This window comes from Nocardia sp. NPDC001965 (assembly GCF_053594175.1).
On the sequence record NZ_JBSFDZ010000067.1, the window covers coordinates 1 to 16893 of the forward strand.

Below are 16893 nucleotides of genomic sequence, written 5' to 3' on the forward strand. Positions count from 1 at the left end.
GAGGTGAACATCAAGGTTCTGCTCGACGGTGTGGTGTCGGCGGGTGAACTCGCAATCGAGGATCGCAATCCGCTGCTCGCCGAAATGACCGACGAAGTAGCCGAACTGGTATTGCGCGACAATATCTCGCAGAACTTCCGGATCGGGTTGTCGCGTTCGGGAGCGGGACAGCGCGGTGCGGTGCACCGGCGGCTGCTCACCGAACTGGAGACACGTCGCGGGGTGGACCGGCAGCTCGAGGCGCTGCCCACCGATGCCGAGATGGACCGCCGGATAGCCGTCGGGGCCGGGCTCACCTCGCCTGAACTGGCCACGATGATCGCTCATGTGAAGCTGGCGCTGAAATCCGATCTGCTGCACGGTGACCTGCCCGACAGTCCCACGTTCACCGCGGTGCTGCCGGACTATTTCCCGACCCCGTTGCGGGATCGTTTCGCCGGCGCCATCACCCGCCACCCGCTGCGGCGCGAGATCGTGGCCACCGTGGTCGTCAACGAGATGGTCGATTTCGGCGGCGCCACTTTCGCGTTCCGGTTGTCCGAGGAGATCGGTGCCACCACCGACGACGCGGTCCGCGCGTTCACGGCGGCGGTCGAGATCTTCGGATTGCGGGAGCTGTGGCAGCGGATCCGCACGGCTGAGATGCCGACCTCGGTGCGTGATCAGCTCGAGCTGGAGTCCAATCGCACGCTGGAACGGGCCGCGCGCTGGCTGCTGCTGAACCGCCCGCAGCCGATCGCCATCGGCGCGGATATCGCCCGCTACCGCGAAGGCGTGCACGCCCTGGCCGACCGCGTGCCCGGCTGGTTGCCCGAACCGCTCGCCGAACGGGTCGCGGCGCATGCCACCGAGGCGACCGAACAGGGTGCGCCGGCCGATCTCGCCTCCGAGGTCTATCGCCTCATCCATCTCTTCCCGTTGCTCGACGTGCTGGATATCGCCGATATCGCGGAACGGGATTCACGGGAGATCGCCGAACTCTATTTCGCGCTCAACGCGCATCTGGAGATCACCCGGCTGATCAGTGCGGTAGGCGATCTGGACCATGATCAGCGCTGGGCCGGTCTGGCGCGGCTGGCGTTGCGCGACGATCTGTACGAATCGCTGCGATTGCTGACGCTGGATATCGCCACGGCCACCGATCCCGAGGATCCGGTGACGGAGAAGCTGGACTACTGGGAGCAGACCAATCGGTCGCGCCTGATCCGGGCGCGTGCCGCGCTCACCGAGATCTTCGGGGTGTCCCGGCACGATCTGGCCACCCTGTCGGTGGCGGCACGGCAGGTGCGGAGCCTGGCGGGCAGTGCGGAGTCCGGCATCGTCGCCTGAGGGTGAGCGAGTACGGGTGGCCGTCCGGTGCGAGCCGGGCGGCCACTGCCGTATGCGAAGCCCGCGCGGTGGCCGGAGGTTCCGCACCGGGCGGGACATCCACACCGGCCGGACATCCGTCCGTACCGGACGGGCATCGCACCCGGCGGGCTCACCCGGCGGGATGAGCCCGCCGGGTAGCGGAGCCGGGTGCGGGGCGGATATCGCGGACCGGGCGGGGCGCGAACGAGGAACTGATCGCGCTGGGGTGGAGGGCTGCTCAGGTGTGGTGGCTGCGCGTTCCGCAGGAGGCGCAGAACCTGGCCGTGGGCAGCAGCTCGGCGTCACATTCCCGGCAGCGGGGCGGCGCGGCGGGGGCGAAGGGGTTGCCGCATTCGACACAGAACTTGGCGCCCGGCGGATTCACGGTGGCGCAGGCAGCGCAGATCGGGTTGTCGACCGCCGCGGGGCCCAGTTCGGCCGGTTTCGCCGGTGGCGGGAGCGCCGCCGGGTCACGCGCCTCCCGGGGCTGCTGCTGGTGCTGCTGCCAGGGTGATCCCGGCGCGGGCGGGGAATATCCGGCGGCAGCGGGACCGGATTGCTGCAGCGCGTTGATACCCAATGCCGCGCCCAGGAAGCCGCCACCGTCGTGGCCGTGCCCCGACGCCAGCCCCTGGCCCGCGCCCAAGGCCATCTCTCCAGCGGCGTACTGCCGGAAATCTCCGGCGAGCCTGATGTAGGTGACATCCTTGGCGAGCCGTTTGAGTCGATCGGCGTCCTCGGGCGCCAGCGTGATATCGAAATTGCCCAGCCGGGGGATTCGCAGGCCGTATTCGTAGAGCGCGGTATTGGTCTGGCGCACCACCGCCTGCTCGATGACGGGCAACAGGCCGGACAAGCCCAATACCGGCCATTCGCCCTGTGAAACACCCTGGGTCACCGCGACCTTCATCGCTTTGAGCAGTAGATCGGCGCTCCACGATTCGATCCCGGCCGGATCGTGCAGATCCGTACTGCCGGCCAGCGAGGTGATCAGTTGCCCGGCGTCACGGACACTCAACGCGAACTCACCGAAAACACGCAGGGTGACGATCTGCTCGCTGACCGGGTCGGCGATATCGGCCAGGCGGCCGCCGAACTTGATCCCGGCGAATTCGCGGGTGGAGACGAAGTAGAGCTCGGCGCGATACAGGTTGCCACCGGTCAGGGTGTCCACCAGCGCACCGAGGACGGGGAGCTCGTCGGCGTCGATCCGATGCCGCCCCGGACCAAGCGCGCCCAGGACCTGGCCGGATTTCACGAACAGTGCCGTTTGGTCGGCATTGACTATGGCGCGGGAGTATCGCCGGATGTTCACATCCGGCCACTTGTAGACGAGTTGTTTCTTACCGGTCTCGGGGACGGCGATGAACTCGCGTTCGAACCAGGCCATCTCGATGCTCCCTACGCAATTGACGTGTCCAGCGTATCGACGTTCAGCGGCTCGATCAATGGCACTTACAGTGCTGCCGACCTCGCGTTTTGCTCAAACCTGCTGGTTTCCACTGTGTTACACACAGCGGCCCCCTATTGATCGTGCCGCTAACTAGCGGTACATTGCTCGCAGACATGATCTGCGCCACTCGAAAGGCAACACGATGACAACAGTTCAAGAGCCTCGGGGACAGGCGGCGCCGACGGAGAGTCTGCACGCCGAAGACGCGGGCTACCACAAGTCGCTGCGCCCCCGGCAGCTCCAGATGATCGCTATCGGTGGCGCCATCGGAACGGGCCTGTTCCTCGGCGCCGGCAGCCGGCTGCACGAAGCCGGACCCGGCCTGTTCCTGGTCTACGCCATCTGCGGCATCTTCGTATTCTTCATTCTGCGCGCCCTGGGCGAGCTGGTCCTGCACCGTCCGTCGTCCGGGTCCTTCGTTTCCTACGCTCGTGAGTTCTACGGTGAGAAGCTGGCCTTCGCGGTCGGCTGGATGTACTTCTTCCACTGGTGCATGACCGGCATCGTGGATATCACCGCGATCGCCACCTATGTCCACTTCTGGGGCGCCTTCGAGGTGATACCGCAGTGGACTATCGCGCTGATCGCCCTGGCCATCGTGCTGGCGATCAACATGGTCTCGGTGAAGTGGTTCGGTGAACTGGAGTTCTGGGCCGCGCTGATCAAGGTCGTCGCGCTGGTCGCCTTCCTGATCATCGGCACCGTCTTCCTGGCCGGCCGCTTCGATATCGAGGGCAACTCCACCGGCTTCAGCGTTATCTCCGACAACGGTGGTCTGTTCCCCTCCGGCCTGCTGCCCCTGGTCGTCGTGACCACTGGTGTTGTCTTTGCCTATGCCGCAGTGGAACTTGTCGGTACGGCCGCCGGTGAAGCGGAGAACCCCGAGAAGATCATGCCGCGTGCCATCAACTCGGTGATCGCCCGGATCGCGCTGTTCTACGTCGGTTCGCTCGTCCTGCTCGGCCTGCTGCTGCCCTACACCGTGTTCAAGTCCGGCGAGAGCCCGTTCGTCACCTTCTTCTCCAAGATCGGTATCGACGGCGCCGGTTCGGTCATGAACCTGGTGGTGCTGACCGCCGCGTTCTCCAGCCTGAACGCCGGCCTCTACTCGACCGGCCGCATCCTGCGCTCGATGTCGATGAACGGTAGTGCGCCCAAGATCGCGTCCCGGATGTCCAGCACCGGTGTTCCCTATGTCGGCATCCTCGCCACCGGGGCCATCGCGCTGGTGGGTGTCGGACTGAACGCCGTCGTTCCCGACAAGGCGTTCGAGATCGTGCTGAACGTCTCGGCGCTGGGCACCATCTTCTCGTGGACCGCGATCGTTCTGTGCCAGCTCCAGCTGTTCAAGTGGTCTCGCGACGGTAAGGTCACCCGGCCCAAGTTCCGGCTGCCCGGCGCGCCCTACACCAGCTACGCCACCCTGGCGTTCCTGGTCGGCGTCGTGCTGCTGATGCTGTTCAGCGAGGAGATCGAACAGCGGGCGGCGGTGATCGCGATGCTGGTGGTCGGTGTTCCGGCGCTGGTCGGCGGTTGGTTCCTGGCCCGTAAGCGGGTCGGCGAGCTCACCACCGAACGGACCGCGGTGACCGCTGGTGCGGCGCCGGCGGCGGAGGAGCCCGGTGACACGGTTCGTATTCTCGACGAACCGGAGGACAAGTAGTCACGCGGACGCTGTGCCGTGAAATACCCCGGGTAGCAAACCCGGGGTATTTCGCATTCCCAGAGAAGGGAATGTTCGCTCTTCCGTGCCGGTGGCGCGGGATCACAATAGACTCTCTCTGTTCTTCCACGGGTTTTGAGAGGTCGTGCATGCCAGAGCAACCCACCTCGTCCGAGCGTCCGCTCCCGCCGCCCTGGTCGAAGCGGCGCGTCCGGGGTGCGGAAATGCCTCGGCGGGGCGCGCACACCTGGTCGACCCTGCGCACCAACAGCAGCGAGAGCGTGCGCCGTCCCGCCTCGGAATCGGATCTGACCCGCGCCGCCGAGGAATTGCTCGCCGAATCCGGTCCCGCCGAGCCGCGCAGTGCCACCGACGCCGCATCGGTGCCCAGCCAGTCGGGCGTGTTCGTGCCGGTGAGCGTGGGGTCGGTGCCCTCGGTGGCGGCACCCCCGGTGTCCGACGCTCCGCCCGCACCACCGGACCTGTCGGATTTCGACCGGGCCATCGCGGCATTGACCGGCGACGATATCGCCCGGCTCAACAGTCTGGCCGGGCCCGACGACGAGGACGACGACCTCGACGAACTCCTGCTCGGCGATGACGAGGACGGTTTCGACGATCCCGACCCGTTCGCGGGCTTCGAAGACGAAATGCCCTCCGGGCGCAATGCCCGCTCGCGGCCCAGCGTGCGCCGGCTGGGTGCCGGCCTGGTAGCCCTGCCGCGGGTGGATCCGGTCGATCCGGCCACGGCGGTGCTCGCCGATCCGGTGGTACCCGAGCACAAACGCTTCTGCTGGAAGTGTCAGGCGCCCAACGGCCGGTCCGGTCCGGCGGGGCCCGGCGCCGTGGCGGGGGAGTGCGAGAAATGCGGATCGGCCTACAACTATCTGCCCGCCCTGTCCGCGGGCGAGGTCGTGGCCGAACAATACGTGGTCAAGGGCTGTCTGGCGCACGGTGGCCTGGGCTGGATCTACCTGGCCGTCGATACCAATGTGAGCGACCGCTGGGTCGTGCTCAAGGGACTGCAGAACCCGCAGGACTTCGAGGCCCACGTCGTCGCGCTCGCCGAACGCCAATTCCTCTCCGAGATAACTCATCCCGGCGTGGTCAAGATCTACAACTTCGTCAAGCACCGCTCGCAGCGTGAAGTGGCCGACGGCTATATCGTCATGGAGTACGTCGGCGGGCGATCGCTGAAGAAGATGCTGGACATGGCCGGATCGGACCGTATTCCGGTGGCCGAGACCATCGCCTACATGATGGAGGTGCTGCCGGCCCTCGACTACCTGCACTCGTTCGGCCTGGCCTACAACGACCTCAAACCGGACAACATCATGGTGACCGACGACGAGGTCAAGCTGATCGACCTCGGCGCCGTCGCGGCGATGGAGTCCTACGGGAGTATCTACGGCACTCCCGGCTATCAGGCGCCGGAGATCATCGAGACCGGCCCGACGGTGGCCACCGATGTCTACGCGGCCGGGCGCACCCTGGCAGCGCTCATCCTGGACCTGCGCAAGGACTCTCACGGCAACTACCGCACCGAGATGCCGACACCGGACGAGTACCCGCTGCTGCGGCGCTACCCGTGCCTGCACCGGCTGCTGGTCCGTGCGACACATACGGATCCGAGCCGGCGTTTCCCGTCCACCTATGCGATGTACTGCCAACTGGCCGGTGTGTTGCGAGTGGTGCTCGCCGCCGACTCCGGTCGGGAGCATCCCCAGGCTTCGGTCGAATTCGGTTCACTGCGCGGCGATTTCGGTATAGACACCTTGATCGGTCAAACCGACGGGATGGTCGACGGCGGGCATCGCAGGCTCGGTCTCGACGCCGCCGCGGTCGTGGCCACGCTGCCCATTCCGCTGATCGACGCCGACGACCCCAGCGTTCAGCTGCTGAGCCCGCTGCTGCACGGCGATGCCCGGCAGACCCTGGACGCGTTGCGCCAGACCACCGAGCGGATCGCGGCCGGCACCATCGACGCGCCGGAGACGTTCGAAGTCGAGGGAGCGCTGGCCGCCGTTCGTGCCCATCTCGATCTGGGTGAGCGGGGGCCCGCGCTCGCCCTGCTGGACGCGTTGCGCCCCAGTACCGTGACCGATTGGCGCGTCGAATGGTTCACCGGCGTGAGCGATCTGCTGGACGGACACTACGAGAGCGCCTACCTGCATTTCGACGAAGTGCACACCATGCTGCCCGGTGAGCTGGCTCCGGCCCTGGCCCTGGCCGCCACCGCCGAACTCGTTCTGCAGACCCTGGCCGATCCCGGTGATTCCGATCGCTGGCACACCGCCGCGGAGGAGTTCTACCGGCTGGTCTGGCAGACCAATCACGGCGTGGTCAGCGCGGCGTTCGGACTGGCCAGGCGGCTGGCCGCCGACGGCGAACTGTTGCAGGCGGTACAGGTTCTGGACGGGGTACCGGTCACCTCCCGTCACCACGGCACCGCCCGGATGACGGGCAGCTTGCTGCTGGTGTCGCGGCCGCATCGGGAGATCACCGAGATCGATCTGCGCGAGGCTGCTTCCCGGCTGGAACTCACCGACGAGCCACGTGCACTGCAGATGCAGGTGGTGGTGGTCGGGGCCGCGCTGGAATGGCTGAAGTCCCGGATGCGGCCCGCCTCGGCCGACGCCACACTGCTGGGCTACCCGCTGACAGTGGCCGGGCTCAAGAGCGGGCTGGAGTCACGGCTGCGTGCGCTGGCCCGGACCGCGCCGGGACGTCTGCATCGTTACCGGTTGGTCGATCTGGCGAACAGCGTTCGCCCGCATACCCGTTGGTGAGGTTACGGCTGACCGGTCACCCGGCGGCGCCGGACCACGGCCGGTACCAGGGGCGCGGAGACCAGGACGATCACCAGCAGCAGCAACCACAGCCAGCCGCCGAACACCAGCGCGAGAACCAGCGCAAAGGCCGCGGAGCCGCCGGCCAGTATCGCGAAACCGATTGCGGGATCGGCAGTTTCCCGCTGTCCTGGTGATGCCGCGGCGGCCGGGAGATCGGTGAACAGCGCCGCGAGTTCGGGGGTGGTCCGGGCGGCGGTGACGGCGGCGGTCCGCTCTTCGTATTCGGTGAGTGTCAGCAGGCCCGAGCCCAGATGGTCGGCGAGCTCCCGCAGTGCGCGATCGCGCTGCTCGACGGTGATCCGCGCGCCGGGTAGCTCACTCATCCTCGCAGCATAGGACGGTTTCCGCGGTCCGGGCAGGTCTGATGTTCGCCACTGTCGGGAAGGCCGCGCGGCCGACTCGACACCGATTCCCAGAAATGGGGAGTAACTACGCTGGCACCACAGAATTGCGGGCAGAGGAGTTGTGTATGTCCACCGTGATCCAGTCTCGGCGCCCGGCGGCCGAAGCATGGGACTGGCAGCTGAACGGGTCCTGCCGCGGCCTGGAGTCCACTGTGTTCTTCCATCCCGAAGGCGAGCGGGGCCGGGCCAGAGCAGCCCGAGTGCGGCGAGCCAAGCAGATCTGCGATACCTGTCCGGTGCTCGACCGGTGCCGCAGCTACGCGCTGGCGGTCGGGGAACCGTACGGAGTATGGGGCGGTATGTCCGAAGACGAGCGTCGCACACATACCCAACGGGCCGTTGGTCCGAGCTCGACCAACTAGCGAATCCCACCCCCACACCGGCTGAATCGGACCTTTCGGTCGTGTCCGGCACGGGTCGTCTCGGCGCCTTTGTGGTTTCCTTGTTATATGGCTGCTGGTGTGGAGTACACGATCGATGAACTGGCGCGGGCCGCCGGCACGACCGTGCGCAGCCTGCGGGTTTATCACGAACGGGGGGTCCTGCCCCCGCCGCAGGTCAAAGGGCGGACGGGTTATTACAGTCCAGATCACCTCAATCGGGTGCGCACGATCAGCAGGTTGCTCGATCGCGGAATCAAGCTGAACGGGATCAAAGAGCTGCTGAAAGCCTGGGATCGTGGGGACGATCTCGGCGATATCCTGGGTGTCGGACCGCTACTGGGCGGTGTGGAATCCGATGAACCGTCCGCGGGCGAGTCGGTCCCGCCGGCCGATGCCATTCCCGCCACCGAACTGCAGGAACGTTACGCCGCCGTGCCCAACGGGCTGGCCCGGATAGTCGCGGCCGGACTCTACGAGCCGGTGGACGCCGCCACCTATCGGCCCGCTGACCGGCAGCTCATCCGCATATCGGAGCAGCTCGCCGCCGCCGGGGTCCCCGAGGCCGAGGTACTGGGCGAACTCGAACGGATCCGCGCCGACAGCGATCGAATGGCCCGCCGCTTCGTCGACCTGTTCCACCGCACGGCCTGGCAGAAGTACCGGGATTCCGAGCAGGAAGCCTCCGACCTGGCCGAATTGACCACGCAGCTACAGCTCGCCCGCACGCTGCCCGGTAAGGCCGCCGCGGAGTTGGTGAACAAGTTCGTCGCGCACTACATCGACAGCGACAGCGAACTCGCCGATCTGCCCGCGGAGACCTGAACCGGCGTACGGATCCGCGCCGGGTTCCCCGCGTTGGGAACGGATCGAGCGGTGTTGCGCCGGATGACGGTACATTCGACGGCGGCTCTTCCATTCGCCGATCAACCTCACGGCTGACAGCTACTTAGGTAACTTTCCTCCTTTCTACGGATGCGCGCGGCCCGGTGCGGGTGCAGAATCTGCTTCTTGGCACCTGACGCGGTAGATGAGGCTGGAATGGGAAGCGTGACACTGTGGATGCAGATATCACTCGACGGGTTCGCGGAGGGACCCGACGAGGCGGTCCACTGGCCGGTCGTCGACGAGGAACTCTGTACCGAATACCTGGATGAACTCCGCAGAGCCGATCTGCTGCTGTACGGGCGGCGAACCTACGAGATCCTGTCGGCCTTCTGGCCCACCGCGGATCTGGCCCCGGTTTCCCCGTTCTATGTCGAATTCGCGCGATTCTGGCGCGCCGCGCCCAAACTCGTCGTATCCCGCACCCTGCGTAACCCGTCGTGGAACACCCGGATCACCGGACCGGACCCGATCGAGGAGATCCGGCAGCGCAGAGCGGCGGGGCAGGACATGGTGCTGTTCGGCGGCGCCGAAACCGCCCGCTCGTTCATGGCCCACGACCTCATCGACGAGTTCCGGCTCTTCGTGCATCCGCTGCTGCTGGGCGGCGGGGTCCCGCTGTTCCGGTCGCCGGTCGATACGAGCGGGCTGCAACTGGTGGACGTGCTGACCTTCGACAGCGCGGTGGTCCAGATGCACTACCGCCAGCAGGCCTGCGTGATGTGCTGAGCGTCACGATGCGTACCGGAGCGGGCTGCCCGTGAAATGACCGGGTTCGCCGGACGGCCCATCACGACGTGCACTAATTTACGTTGTCATGGCGGTGATCTACCCGGACGGCGCGGCCCCGGCCGTACCGGCGACCGAGTTCTTCGGTCGGATGCGGGAACTCGCACGCCTGCACGACCTGTTGTCCTCGGGTACCGCTCGGCTGGTCACGTTGATCGGCCAGGGCGGAATCGGTAAGACGAGGCTGGCCGCCGAGGCGATGCGGCGGATCAGCCGCGCCGATCCCGGCCGGCCCGTGTACTGGGCGCGCCTGGCCGAACTCGAACGCGATTGTGGCGATTCCGCGGAGAACGTCCTGCGCTCGGTGGTGCGCACCGATATCAGCGATCCCGATGCGCTGGATGTCGGGGTGGGACCCCGGGCCGGCGCGCTGGCCGAGCACGCGATCCTGGTACTGGACAGTTGTGAGCACGTGCTGGCGGCCGCCGGGCGCGCGGTGATCGACCTGCTCGCGACCACCCCCGGACTGACCGTGCTCGCCACCAGCCGCGAACCCATCGGCTGGGCCGACGAGTACATACTCGCCGTACCGCCGCTGTCGTCGTTCGAATCGCTGCAACTGTTCCGGCAGCGTGCCGAGTTCACCGGCTGCCCGGTATCCGATGATCCGGCGCAACTCGCGGTCGTCCGCCGGATCTGCCACCGGGTCGAGCACAACCCGCTCTTCATCCGGCTCGCCGCGGCCCGGTTGCGGCACCAGCCGCCCGCCATGGTGCTGGCCGAACTCACCGGTGACGCCGCCGACCAGCGGATGCAGTGGGCGCAGAGCGCGCGGGCGGGCACCGAGCGGCGGCATCGCGGGGTCTACGACGTGATCGCCTGGTCTTTCGACCTGTGCGCGACCGATGAACAGTTACTTCTGCAACGGATGTCGGTATTCGCGCCCGGGTATGAAACCGACGGGGTGACGCCGCAGCGCAACGGGGTCGAGCTGCCCGCGGTCGTCGCGGTCTGCGCGGACGACGCACTGCCCGCCGAACTGGTGGCTCCACTGCTGCAGCGGTTGGCCGAGCGCTCCCTGGTCTCGACCTTCCGTACCGAGACGAGTGTGCGCTGGTATCTGGTGGAGAGCGTGCGCGTGTTCGCCGGCGACCGCCTGCGCCGGGAACCGGCCGAGGCGGGCCGGATGGCCGCCCGGCATCGCCGCTACCACCGGGATCGAGTGGTAGCGGCCCGGTCGCTCTGGTACGGGCCGCGCGAACGGTCCTGGCTCGAATGGGCGCGCACTTCCTGGGACGACATCCTGATGGGAATCGAAACCGGGCTCGCCGATCCCGAGGAGGCGATGGTCGGCCTGGAGACGGCGTCGGTACTGCTGTCGGTCTGGGTGCCGTTCATCAAAGGTGGTAGCCGGGCACTGACCAGGCTCACCGCCGAGGCTCTCGCGGTCACCCGCGGCGGTGGGACCACCGAACATCACATCCGGGCCACCGCACTGCTCGGCTGGTATTACCTGTGGCAGGGCGAAGCCGATCGGGCCGCCGCCTTGCTCGACGAATGTGTCGCCGGCCGCGCACCGGGCGGGCCGGGTGGCCCGAACTGGCGGGATACGCCGGAAGCCGATCTGGACCTGCCGGCGTCGGTCGAATGGATCTGGGGGCTGGAACTCATGCTGTTCCGGATGGACCCCGGGGCCATCACTGTGCTGGAGCGGGCCGGTAGCAAGTTCACCGCACAGGGTGACCGGGTCGGGCTCGAGCGCGGTCAGATCTTCGCCGCGCTCGCGGCCTCCATGCTGGGTGATCCGGAGTTGGCCGACCGGATGACCCGCCGGCATCTGGAGCGCTCGCTGGCCTCGGAGTCCTCGTCGGCCGCCCTGTGGGCCGGGGTGGCGCGCACGCTGGCGCTGGCGCGCTCGGCCGATCCGGCCGCCGCACTGGAACCGGCCCACGCGGCGGTATCCGAATTGGGTTCGGGGCGTGACACCTGGATGACCTCGTGGGCGGTAGCGGTGTGCATGCTCGTGCTGACCCAGGTGCTCGCCGGGGATCCCGCCGCGTTGGGTGCCGCGGCGGCCATCCGCATCCGTGCCACCGAACTGGCTTGGCTGGTCGGGGTTTTCCGGGCCTGCCACCGCACGATGGGGATATGTATCGAGCGGGTGCCGATGGTGGTGCTCGGCGTACACCGCGCGACCGAGGTCGCGACGGTGATCGTCGGTCCGGCGGATTTCGCCGCTGCCGAGCAGCGGGGCGGACAATTCCGCCCCGGTGGCGACGCGGTACGGGAGTACCTGCGTCGCCGCTGGCCGGTGCGTCCGATCGTGGCGGACACACCGGTAGATCATGGTGAACCGGCCGATTCACGCTGGGACGATCTCTCGCCGGCCGAACGCGAGGTCGCGATCCTGGCCGCCGCGGGCTGGCCGAACAGTGCCATCGCGCAGCGGCGTGGCAGTTCGGTGCGGACGGTGGACGCGCAGGTCGCCAGCATCCGGCAGAAGCTACTGATCGGCTCCCGCCGGCAGATCCCGGACCATATTCCGGTCCACCTCGCCGGGGCGGTGGACGCCGAACGCGTTACCGCCGCCGGCCGTCCCCGGAACCGGCGGCGTACGCCGCGCCTGCCCGACGGGCAGTGATCGCGCGGCGCCGATATCACCGGCAGGCGTAGTAGTACGGCTTGTAGGCACAGATGTCCAGGTAGCCGCCCTGGTCGTTGTCATAGGTGAAGCTGCGCTCGGCCGGGATCGCGTGCACCGGCTCGCTGCGGTTGCTGGGGTCGCTGGGGAGGTCGTGGGTATCGCCGTAGCTGCCCTTGCCCGGATGGGAATCGTCACGGCTGCTGTGGCCGGGCGTATCGGCGAAGGCCAGCTGCGGGGCGACGGTGGCGGGGATCGCGGCGAGCGCTCCGGCCAGCACGGCGGCGGCGGCGATTCTCTTCACGAATCCGAAGTTGCGGGCGATGGTCATGGCGTGCTCCGTTCTGTTCCGGCATTAGAACGTCTACGGTGAGTCGATGTATGTGGGTCCGTAGTTCTATGTGCCGCTATACAACGGTACGGTACACGAGTGTTTGAATAAGCGTCCATGCATTTCCCATTGGTGGGAAAAGTTGGGTCGTCCAGTATGGGAGCGGGCTACAGCCGGAGGTCGAGCGGCTCGGACTCCCGGGGACGGCCCCGTGAACACCGTCCCGTGCACCCGCGACCGGGGTCCTCCTGGTATGAGCCGATCCAGAGCCTCGATACCCAGGGCTTATTCCCGTGGCGCCGGCGACCTCTTCCGACCCGGACCACGGTCGCGCAGTAGGCGCGGACTGTCCGCACGCAGATACTCGAGGCCGCAACCGATCCGGAGATAGTCCGGTTGACGGCGCTCGACGCCCGGCCGGATCGGCGCGGGCGACAGGAGTGCCCGCGACTGTTCCGAACCGGTGAGGCAGGCGGGTGGCAAACCCGCTGTGGGTTCGTCCTCGAATGTGGCCGTGTCGGTGCCGGGCTCGCCCACTCCGCCGCCATCATTCGGCGCCGGAACCTCCGGATCCCGGTGCGGTCGTTTCTCGGATACCTATCGGCCGGGCCAGCGCCAGTTCGCCACCTCGGGGATATCGGCACCGTGTTCCCGTGTCCAGGTCCGGGCCCGCAGCCGGGCGTCGACCATGCGCTGGCGAAGCCCGGCTGCCTGCTGCCGTAGCGCCGGCACCCGGTCTATCACGTCCATCACCAGGTGATACCGGTCGAGATCGTTGAGCATGACCATATCGAAGGGCGTCGTGGTGGTGCCGCGTTCCCGGTATCCCCGCACATGCATGCCCGAATGGTTGGTGCGGCGATAGGTGAGCCGGTGGATCAGCCACGGATAGCCGTGGAAGGCGAAGATCACCGGGGAATCGCGGGTGAACAGGGTGTCGAATTCGCTGTCCGGTAGCCCGTGTGGATGTTCATCGGCCGGGAGCAGCCGCATCAGATCGACCACGTTCACCACCCGCACCCGCAGCCACGGGAGTTCCTCGCGCAGGATCGCCGCGGCGGCAAGAGTTTCCAGGGTCGGGACATCGCCCGCGCAGGCGAGAACCACATCCGGGGTGGTGGCCGGCTCGTCACGCTGCCCGGCCCAGTCCCAGATGCCGATACCGCGCGCGCAGTGCAGGGCCGCCTCGGTGGCGGGCAGCCAATCGGGTTGCGGTTGTTTACCGGCCACCACCACGTTCACATAGTGGCGTGAGCGCAGACAGTGGTCGTACACCGACAGCAGTGTGTTCGCGTCCGGCGGCAGGTACACCCGGACGATCTCGGGTTTCTTGTTCAGCACCACATCGAGGAAGCCGGGGTCCTGGTGGGTGAAACCGTTGTGATCCTGGCGCCACACATGGGAGGACAACAGATAGTTCAGGCTCGGCAGCGGCTGCCGCCACGGTACCGCCGCGCTCGCGTCCAGCCATTTGGCGTGCTGATTGAACATGGCGTCCACGATGTGCACGAACGCCTCGTAGCAGGTGAAAACGCCGTGCCGGCCGGTCAGGAGATAACCCTCGAGCAGGCCCTGGCACATATGCTCGGACAGCACCTCGATCACCCGGCCGCTGCGATCCAGTTTCTCGTCGTACACCCCGATCTCGGCCTGCCACTTCCGGCCGGTGACCTCCAGGATGTCCTGCAACCGATTGCTGGCCAGCTCGTCCGGAGCGAAGGTCAGGAAGTTGTCCGGATTGTCCGCGGTCACCGCGCGCAGCCAGCCGCCCAGCACCCTGGTCGCCTCGTGTGCGGTGGCACCGGGGCCGGGCACGTCCACCGCGTGACGCCGCCAGTCGGGCAGCCGCAGATCGCGGACCAGCGCGCCACCGTTGGCCACCGGATTCGCGCTCATCCGCCGCCCGCCGGCCGGGACCAGGCGGCACAGCTCCGAGACCGGCGCGCCGGATTCGTCGAACAATTCCTCGGGCCGGTAGGAACGCAGCCATTCTTCGAGTACGGCCCGGTGCGCCGCGTTGTCGCGGGCGGCCGGTAACGGCACCTGATGTGCCCGGAAGGTGCCCTCGACCGGTTCACCGTCCACGATCGGCGGCCCGGTCCAACCCTTCGGGGTGCGCAATACGATCATCGGCCAATGCGGCCGTGTCGTGTCGCTGCCGTCCCGCGCGGCACGCTGGATCTGCGCGATCCGCTCCAGACAGGCATCCATGGCCGCGGCCATGTCCTGGTGCACCCGGGCCGGATCGTCGCCGGCGACGATCAGTGGCTCGTAGCCGTAACCCTGCAGCAGGGAGATCAGCTCGCCCTGGGGAATACGGGCCAGCAGAGTCGGATTCGCGATCTTGTACTGGTTGAGGGCCAGGATCGGGACGACCGCGCCGTCGCGCGCCGGGTTGAGGAATTTGTTGCAGTGCCAGCTCCCCGCCAACGGGCCGGTTTCGGCCTCACCGTCCCCGACCACGCAGAACACGGTGAGATCCGGGTTGTCCAGCGCGGCCCCGAACGCGTGCAACAGTGAATATCCCAGCTCACCGCCCTCATGGAACGAGCCCGGCGTCTCCGGGGCGCAATGACTGGGAACCCCTCCGGGAAAGGAGAACTGGGCGAACAGGGCGCGCATTCCCTCACCGTCACGGGGGATATAACTGTACAGCTCGGAGTAGGTGCCCTCCAGCCAGGCGCAGGCATTGGGGCCCGGGCCGCCGTGTCCCGGGCCGGCGACGAACACCGCGTTCAGATCGCGTGCCAGGATCGCGCGATTCGCGTGCACCCACACCAGATTCAGCCCCGGAACGGTGCCGAAGTGCCCGAGCAGCCGGGGTTTGATGTGCTCGGGTGCCAGCGGTTGGCGAACCAGGGGATTCGCCATCAGATATATCTGCCCGACCGCCAGATAGTTGGCCGCCCGCCACCACGCGTCCAGGGCTTCGAGCTCCTCGGGACCCAACGGTCCCGGCGCCGCCGACAGCACATAGGGCCGGGGCGCGACGGATTCACCACCGCGGCCGCTCACATTGTCGGCGCCGGTGTCCCCGCCTGCACTCGCCAACTGCGTCATACGCTTAACCTCCTGGAGGTCGTGGTCGCGCCGGGCCGCCGCACCCCCGGTGGGGATTGTCACCACGATAGCTGGAGGTGTGCCACGCTGCCCCCGGTTCCCGGGAAGGCGACCGGCGGAACTTCTCTGCTCCTGCTCCCGCTGTACCCGCACAACGGAGCGGAAACCGGTGTCCCCGGGACCGCCCGGAGAAAGGCCGGCCGAGATCCCGTCCCACCTGCCGCGGCCCCACTCCGGCGCCCCGGCCGCCGGCCGCCCGGCGGTAGGGTACGGCGCATGCAGACAATCGGCAGGATCATCGCTGTCACCGCCGTCGCGGCGGCCGCCATCGGCCTCACCGCGTGCGGCTCCGACGACACGGACAACACGGCGACCACCTCCACCGCGGCCGATTCGTCCGGTGCCCAGGCGCAGGGCGGGGCCACCGAATCCAAAGGCCGCGAATGCGGGGCCGACGATATCGAGGTGAAGGGCGGTTTCGGTGAAGTTCCGCAGATCACCATCCCCGACGATTGCGACCCGCCCAAGCAGCTCGTGACCAAGGATCTGGTCCCGGGGTCGGGTCCCGGGGCCGCCCCCGGCCAGCAGCTCACCATGAACTACGCGCTGGTCACCTGGTCGGACAAGGAACAGCTGGACTCCTCGTTCGACCGCGGCGAGCCCTTCGAACTCACCCTGGGCGACGGTATGGTCATCCCCGGCTGGGAACAGGGACTCGAAGGAGTCCAGCAGGGTGCCCGCCGGTTGCTGATCATCCCGCCCGAGCTGGGCTACGGAGCCGGCGGCAACGGGGTGAAGCCGAACGAGACGCTGGTCTTCGTCACCGATGCGGTCGCCGTCCCGCAAGGCTGAGTGCCCGCGATACCGCACGTCGGCACCCCGCAGGGGCCGGGTCCGGTTCGACGGTGAAGTGCGTCGGAGCACATCCACGGGTCGCGCACGGCCACGCCCGGGCGAAACGTGGTGGCCCGGCCCGGGGCGAACTTTATCCGGCGTGACGAAAGCGCCCCTCCACTCGTAAGTTCCCTCTACTCCGAAGTGTCAGCCGCTGTGGTCGGGGCCCGCCCCGGTTCTGGAGCGACGGAGCGGGGGAGCGAAGCGGAGGAGCGCAGGAGTGAAGAACCGGGGTCACGAGGGCCCCGACC

General features: G+C 67.7%; 12 protein-coding genes. 8 read left to right on the forward strand and 4 right to left on the reverse strand.

Features of this window, described 5'->3' with window-relative positions; genetic code table 11:
• A partial coding sequence (locus ACWCPQ_RS34345) for an NAD-glutamate dehydrogenase domain-containing protein (RefSeq protein ID WP_449907128.1) occupies nt 1-1329 on the forward strand: 1329 nt, incomplete at its 5' end.
• 259 nt (nt 1330-1588) lie between these two features.
• On the opposite strand, the gene ACWCPQ_RS34350 is transcribed toward ACWCPQ_RS34345, so the two are convergent.
• Nucleotides 1589-2740 (reverse strand): SPFH domain-containing protein, encoded by a 1152-nt coding sequence (locus ACWCPQ_RS34350; protein WP_449907131.1) that lies wholly within the window; start codon nt 2738-2740, stop codon nt 1589-1591.
• 205 nt (nt 2741-2945) lie between these two features.
• On the opposite strand from ACWCPQ_RS34350, the gene ACWCPQ_RS34355 reads away from it, so the two are divergent.
• Together ACWCPQ_RS34355 and ACWCPQ_RS34360 are read left to right on the forward strand one after the other, a co-directional pair.
• On the forward strand, nt 2946-4466 hold the full coding sequence (locus ACWCPQ_RS34355; RefSeq protein WP_449907133.1) for an amino acid permease: 1521 nt from the start codon (nt 2946-2948) through the stop codon (nt 4464-4466).
• 224 nt (nt 4467-4690) lie between these two features.
• Nucleotides 4691-7255, forward strand: a complete 2565-nt coding sequence (locus ACWCPQ_RS34360) for a tetratricopeptide repeat protein (RefSeq protein WP_449907136.1) — start codon at nt 4691-4693, stop codon at nt 7253-7255.
• A gap of 2 nt (nt 7256-7257) precedes the next feature.
• Here the strand turns inward: ACWCPQ_RS34360 and ACWCPQ_RS34365 are convergent, their stop codons facing one another.
• A complete protein-coding gene (locus tag ACWCPQ_RS34365) occupies nt 7258-7641 on the reverse strand; it encodes a DUF1707 SHOCT-like domain-containing protein (protein ID WP_449907139.1) in 384 nt (127 codons plus the stop codon).
• A 146-nt stretch (nt 7642-7787) separates the two neighbouring features.
• Here ACWCPQ_RS34365 and ACWCPQ_RS34370 point away from each other — a divergent pair, with 146 nt between their 5' ends.
• The 4 genes from ACWCPQ_RS34370 (at nt 7788) to ACWCPQ_RS34385 (ending at nt 12357) form a co-directional block, all read left to right on the forward strand.
• Nucleotides 7788-8084 (forward strand): WhiB family transcriptional regulator, encoded by a 297-nt coding sequence (locus tag ACWCPQ_RS34370; RefSeq protein WP_449907142.1) that lies wholly within the window; start codon nt 7788-7790, stop codon nt 8082-8084.
• Between the two features lie 87 nt (nt 8085-8171).
• Entirely contained in the window at nt 8172-8927 is a 756-nt protein-coding gene (locus ACWCPQ_RS34375; protein WP_449907145.1) for a MerR family transcriptional regulator, read from the forward strand.
• A 216-nt stretch (nt 8928-9143) separates the two neighbouring features.
• On the forward strand, nt 9144-9716 hold the full coding sequence (locus ACWCPQ_RS34380; RefSeq protein ID WP_449907147.1) for a dihydrofolate reductase family protein: 573 nt from the start codon (nt 9144-9146) through the stop codon (nt 9714-9716).
• An 88-nt stretch (nt 9717-9804) separates the two neighbouring features.
• Nucleotides 9805-12357, forward strand: a complete 2553-nt coding sequence (locus ACWCPQ_RS34385) for an ATP-binding protein (protein WP_449907150.1) — start codon at nt 9805-9807, stop codon at nt 12355-12357.
• 16 nt (nt 12358-12373) lie between these two features.
• Here ACWCPQ_RS34385 and ACWCPQ_RS34390 read toward each other — a convergent pair whose 3' ends face one another.
• Nucleotides 12374-12688: a hypothetical protein gene (locus ACWCPQ_RS34390; protein WP_449907153.1), complete on the reverse strand. Its 315-nt coding sequence runs from the start codon at nt 12686-12688 to the stop codon at nt 12374-12376.
• 597 nt (nt 12689-13285) lie between these two features.
• The gene (locus tag ACWCPQ_RS34395; RefSeq protein WP_449907156.1) at nt 13286-15748 is read right to left on the reverse strand and encodes a phosphoketolase family protein; all 2463 of its coding nucleotides are present in this window, start codon (nt 15746-15748) and stop codon (nt 13286-13288) included.
• 276 nt (nt 15749-16024) lie between these two features.
• On the opposite strand from ACWCPQ_RS34395, the gene ACWCPQ_RS34400 reads away from it, so the two are divergent.
• The gene (locus ACWCPQ_RS34400) at nt 16025-16600 is read left to right on the forward strand and encodes an FKBP-type peptidyl-prolyl cis-trans isomerase (protein ID WP_449907159.1); all 576 of its coding nucleotides are present in this window, start codon (nt 16025-16027) and stop codon (nt 16598-16600) included.
• Nucleotides 16601-16893 lie beyond the last annotated feature (293 nt).

Bases quoted from the DNA above. Each gene is read 5' to 3' on its own strand.
- ACWCPQ_RS34360 (WP_449907136.1), top strand. From the start codon at position 4,691: ATGCCTCGGCGGGGCGCGCACACCTGGTCGACCCTGCGCACCAACAGC.
- ACWCPQ_RS34385 (WP_449907150.1), top strand. From the start codon at position 9,805: ATGGCGGTGATCTACCCGGACGGCGCGGCCCCGGCCGTACCGGCGACC.
- ACWCPQ_RS34375 (WP_449907145.1), top strand. From the start codon at position 8,172: ATGGCTGCTGGTGTGGAGTACACGATCGATGAACTGGCGCGGGCCGCC.
- ACWCPQ_RS34355 (WP_449907133.1), top strand. From the start codon at position 2,946: ATGACAACAGTTCAAGAGCCTCGGGGACAGGCGGCGCCGACGGAGAGT.
- ACWCPQ_RS34370 (WP_449907142.1), top strand. From the start codon at position 7,788: ATGTCCACCGTGATCCAGTCTCGGCGCCCGGCGGCCGAAGCATGGGAC.
- ACWCPQ_RS34400 (WP_449907159.1), top strand. From the start codon at position 16,025: ATGCAGACAATCGGCAGGATCATCGCTGTCACCGCCGTCGCGGCGGCC.
- ACWCPQ_RS34350 (WP_449907131.1), bottom strand. From the start codon at position 2,740: ATGGCCTGGTTCGAACGCGAGTTCATCGCCGTCCCCGAGACCGGTAAG.
- ACWCPQ_RS34365 (WP_449907139.1), bottom strand. From the start codon at position 7,641: ATGAGTGAGCTACCCGGCGCGCGGATCACCGTCGAGCAGCGCGATCGC.
- ACWCPQ_RS34390 (WP_449907153.1), bottom strand. From the start codon at position 12,688: ATGACCATCGCCCGCAACTTCGGATTCGTGAAGAGAATCGCCGCCGCC.
- ACWCPQ_RS34380 (WP_449907147.1), top strand. From the start codon at position 9,144: ATGGGAAGCGTGACACTGTGGATGCAGATATCACTCGACGGGTTCGCG.
- ACWCPQ_RS34395 (WP_449907156.1), bottom strand. From the start codon at position 15,748: ATGACGCAGTTGGCGAGTGCAGGCGGGGACACCGGCGCCGACAATGTG.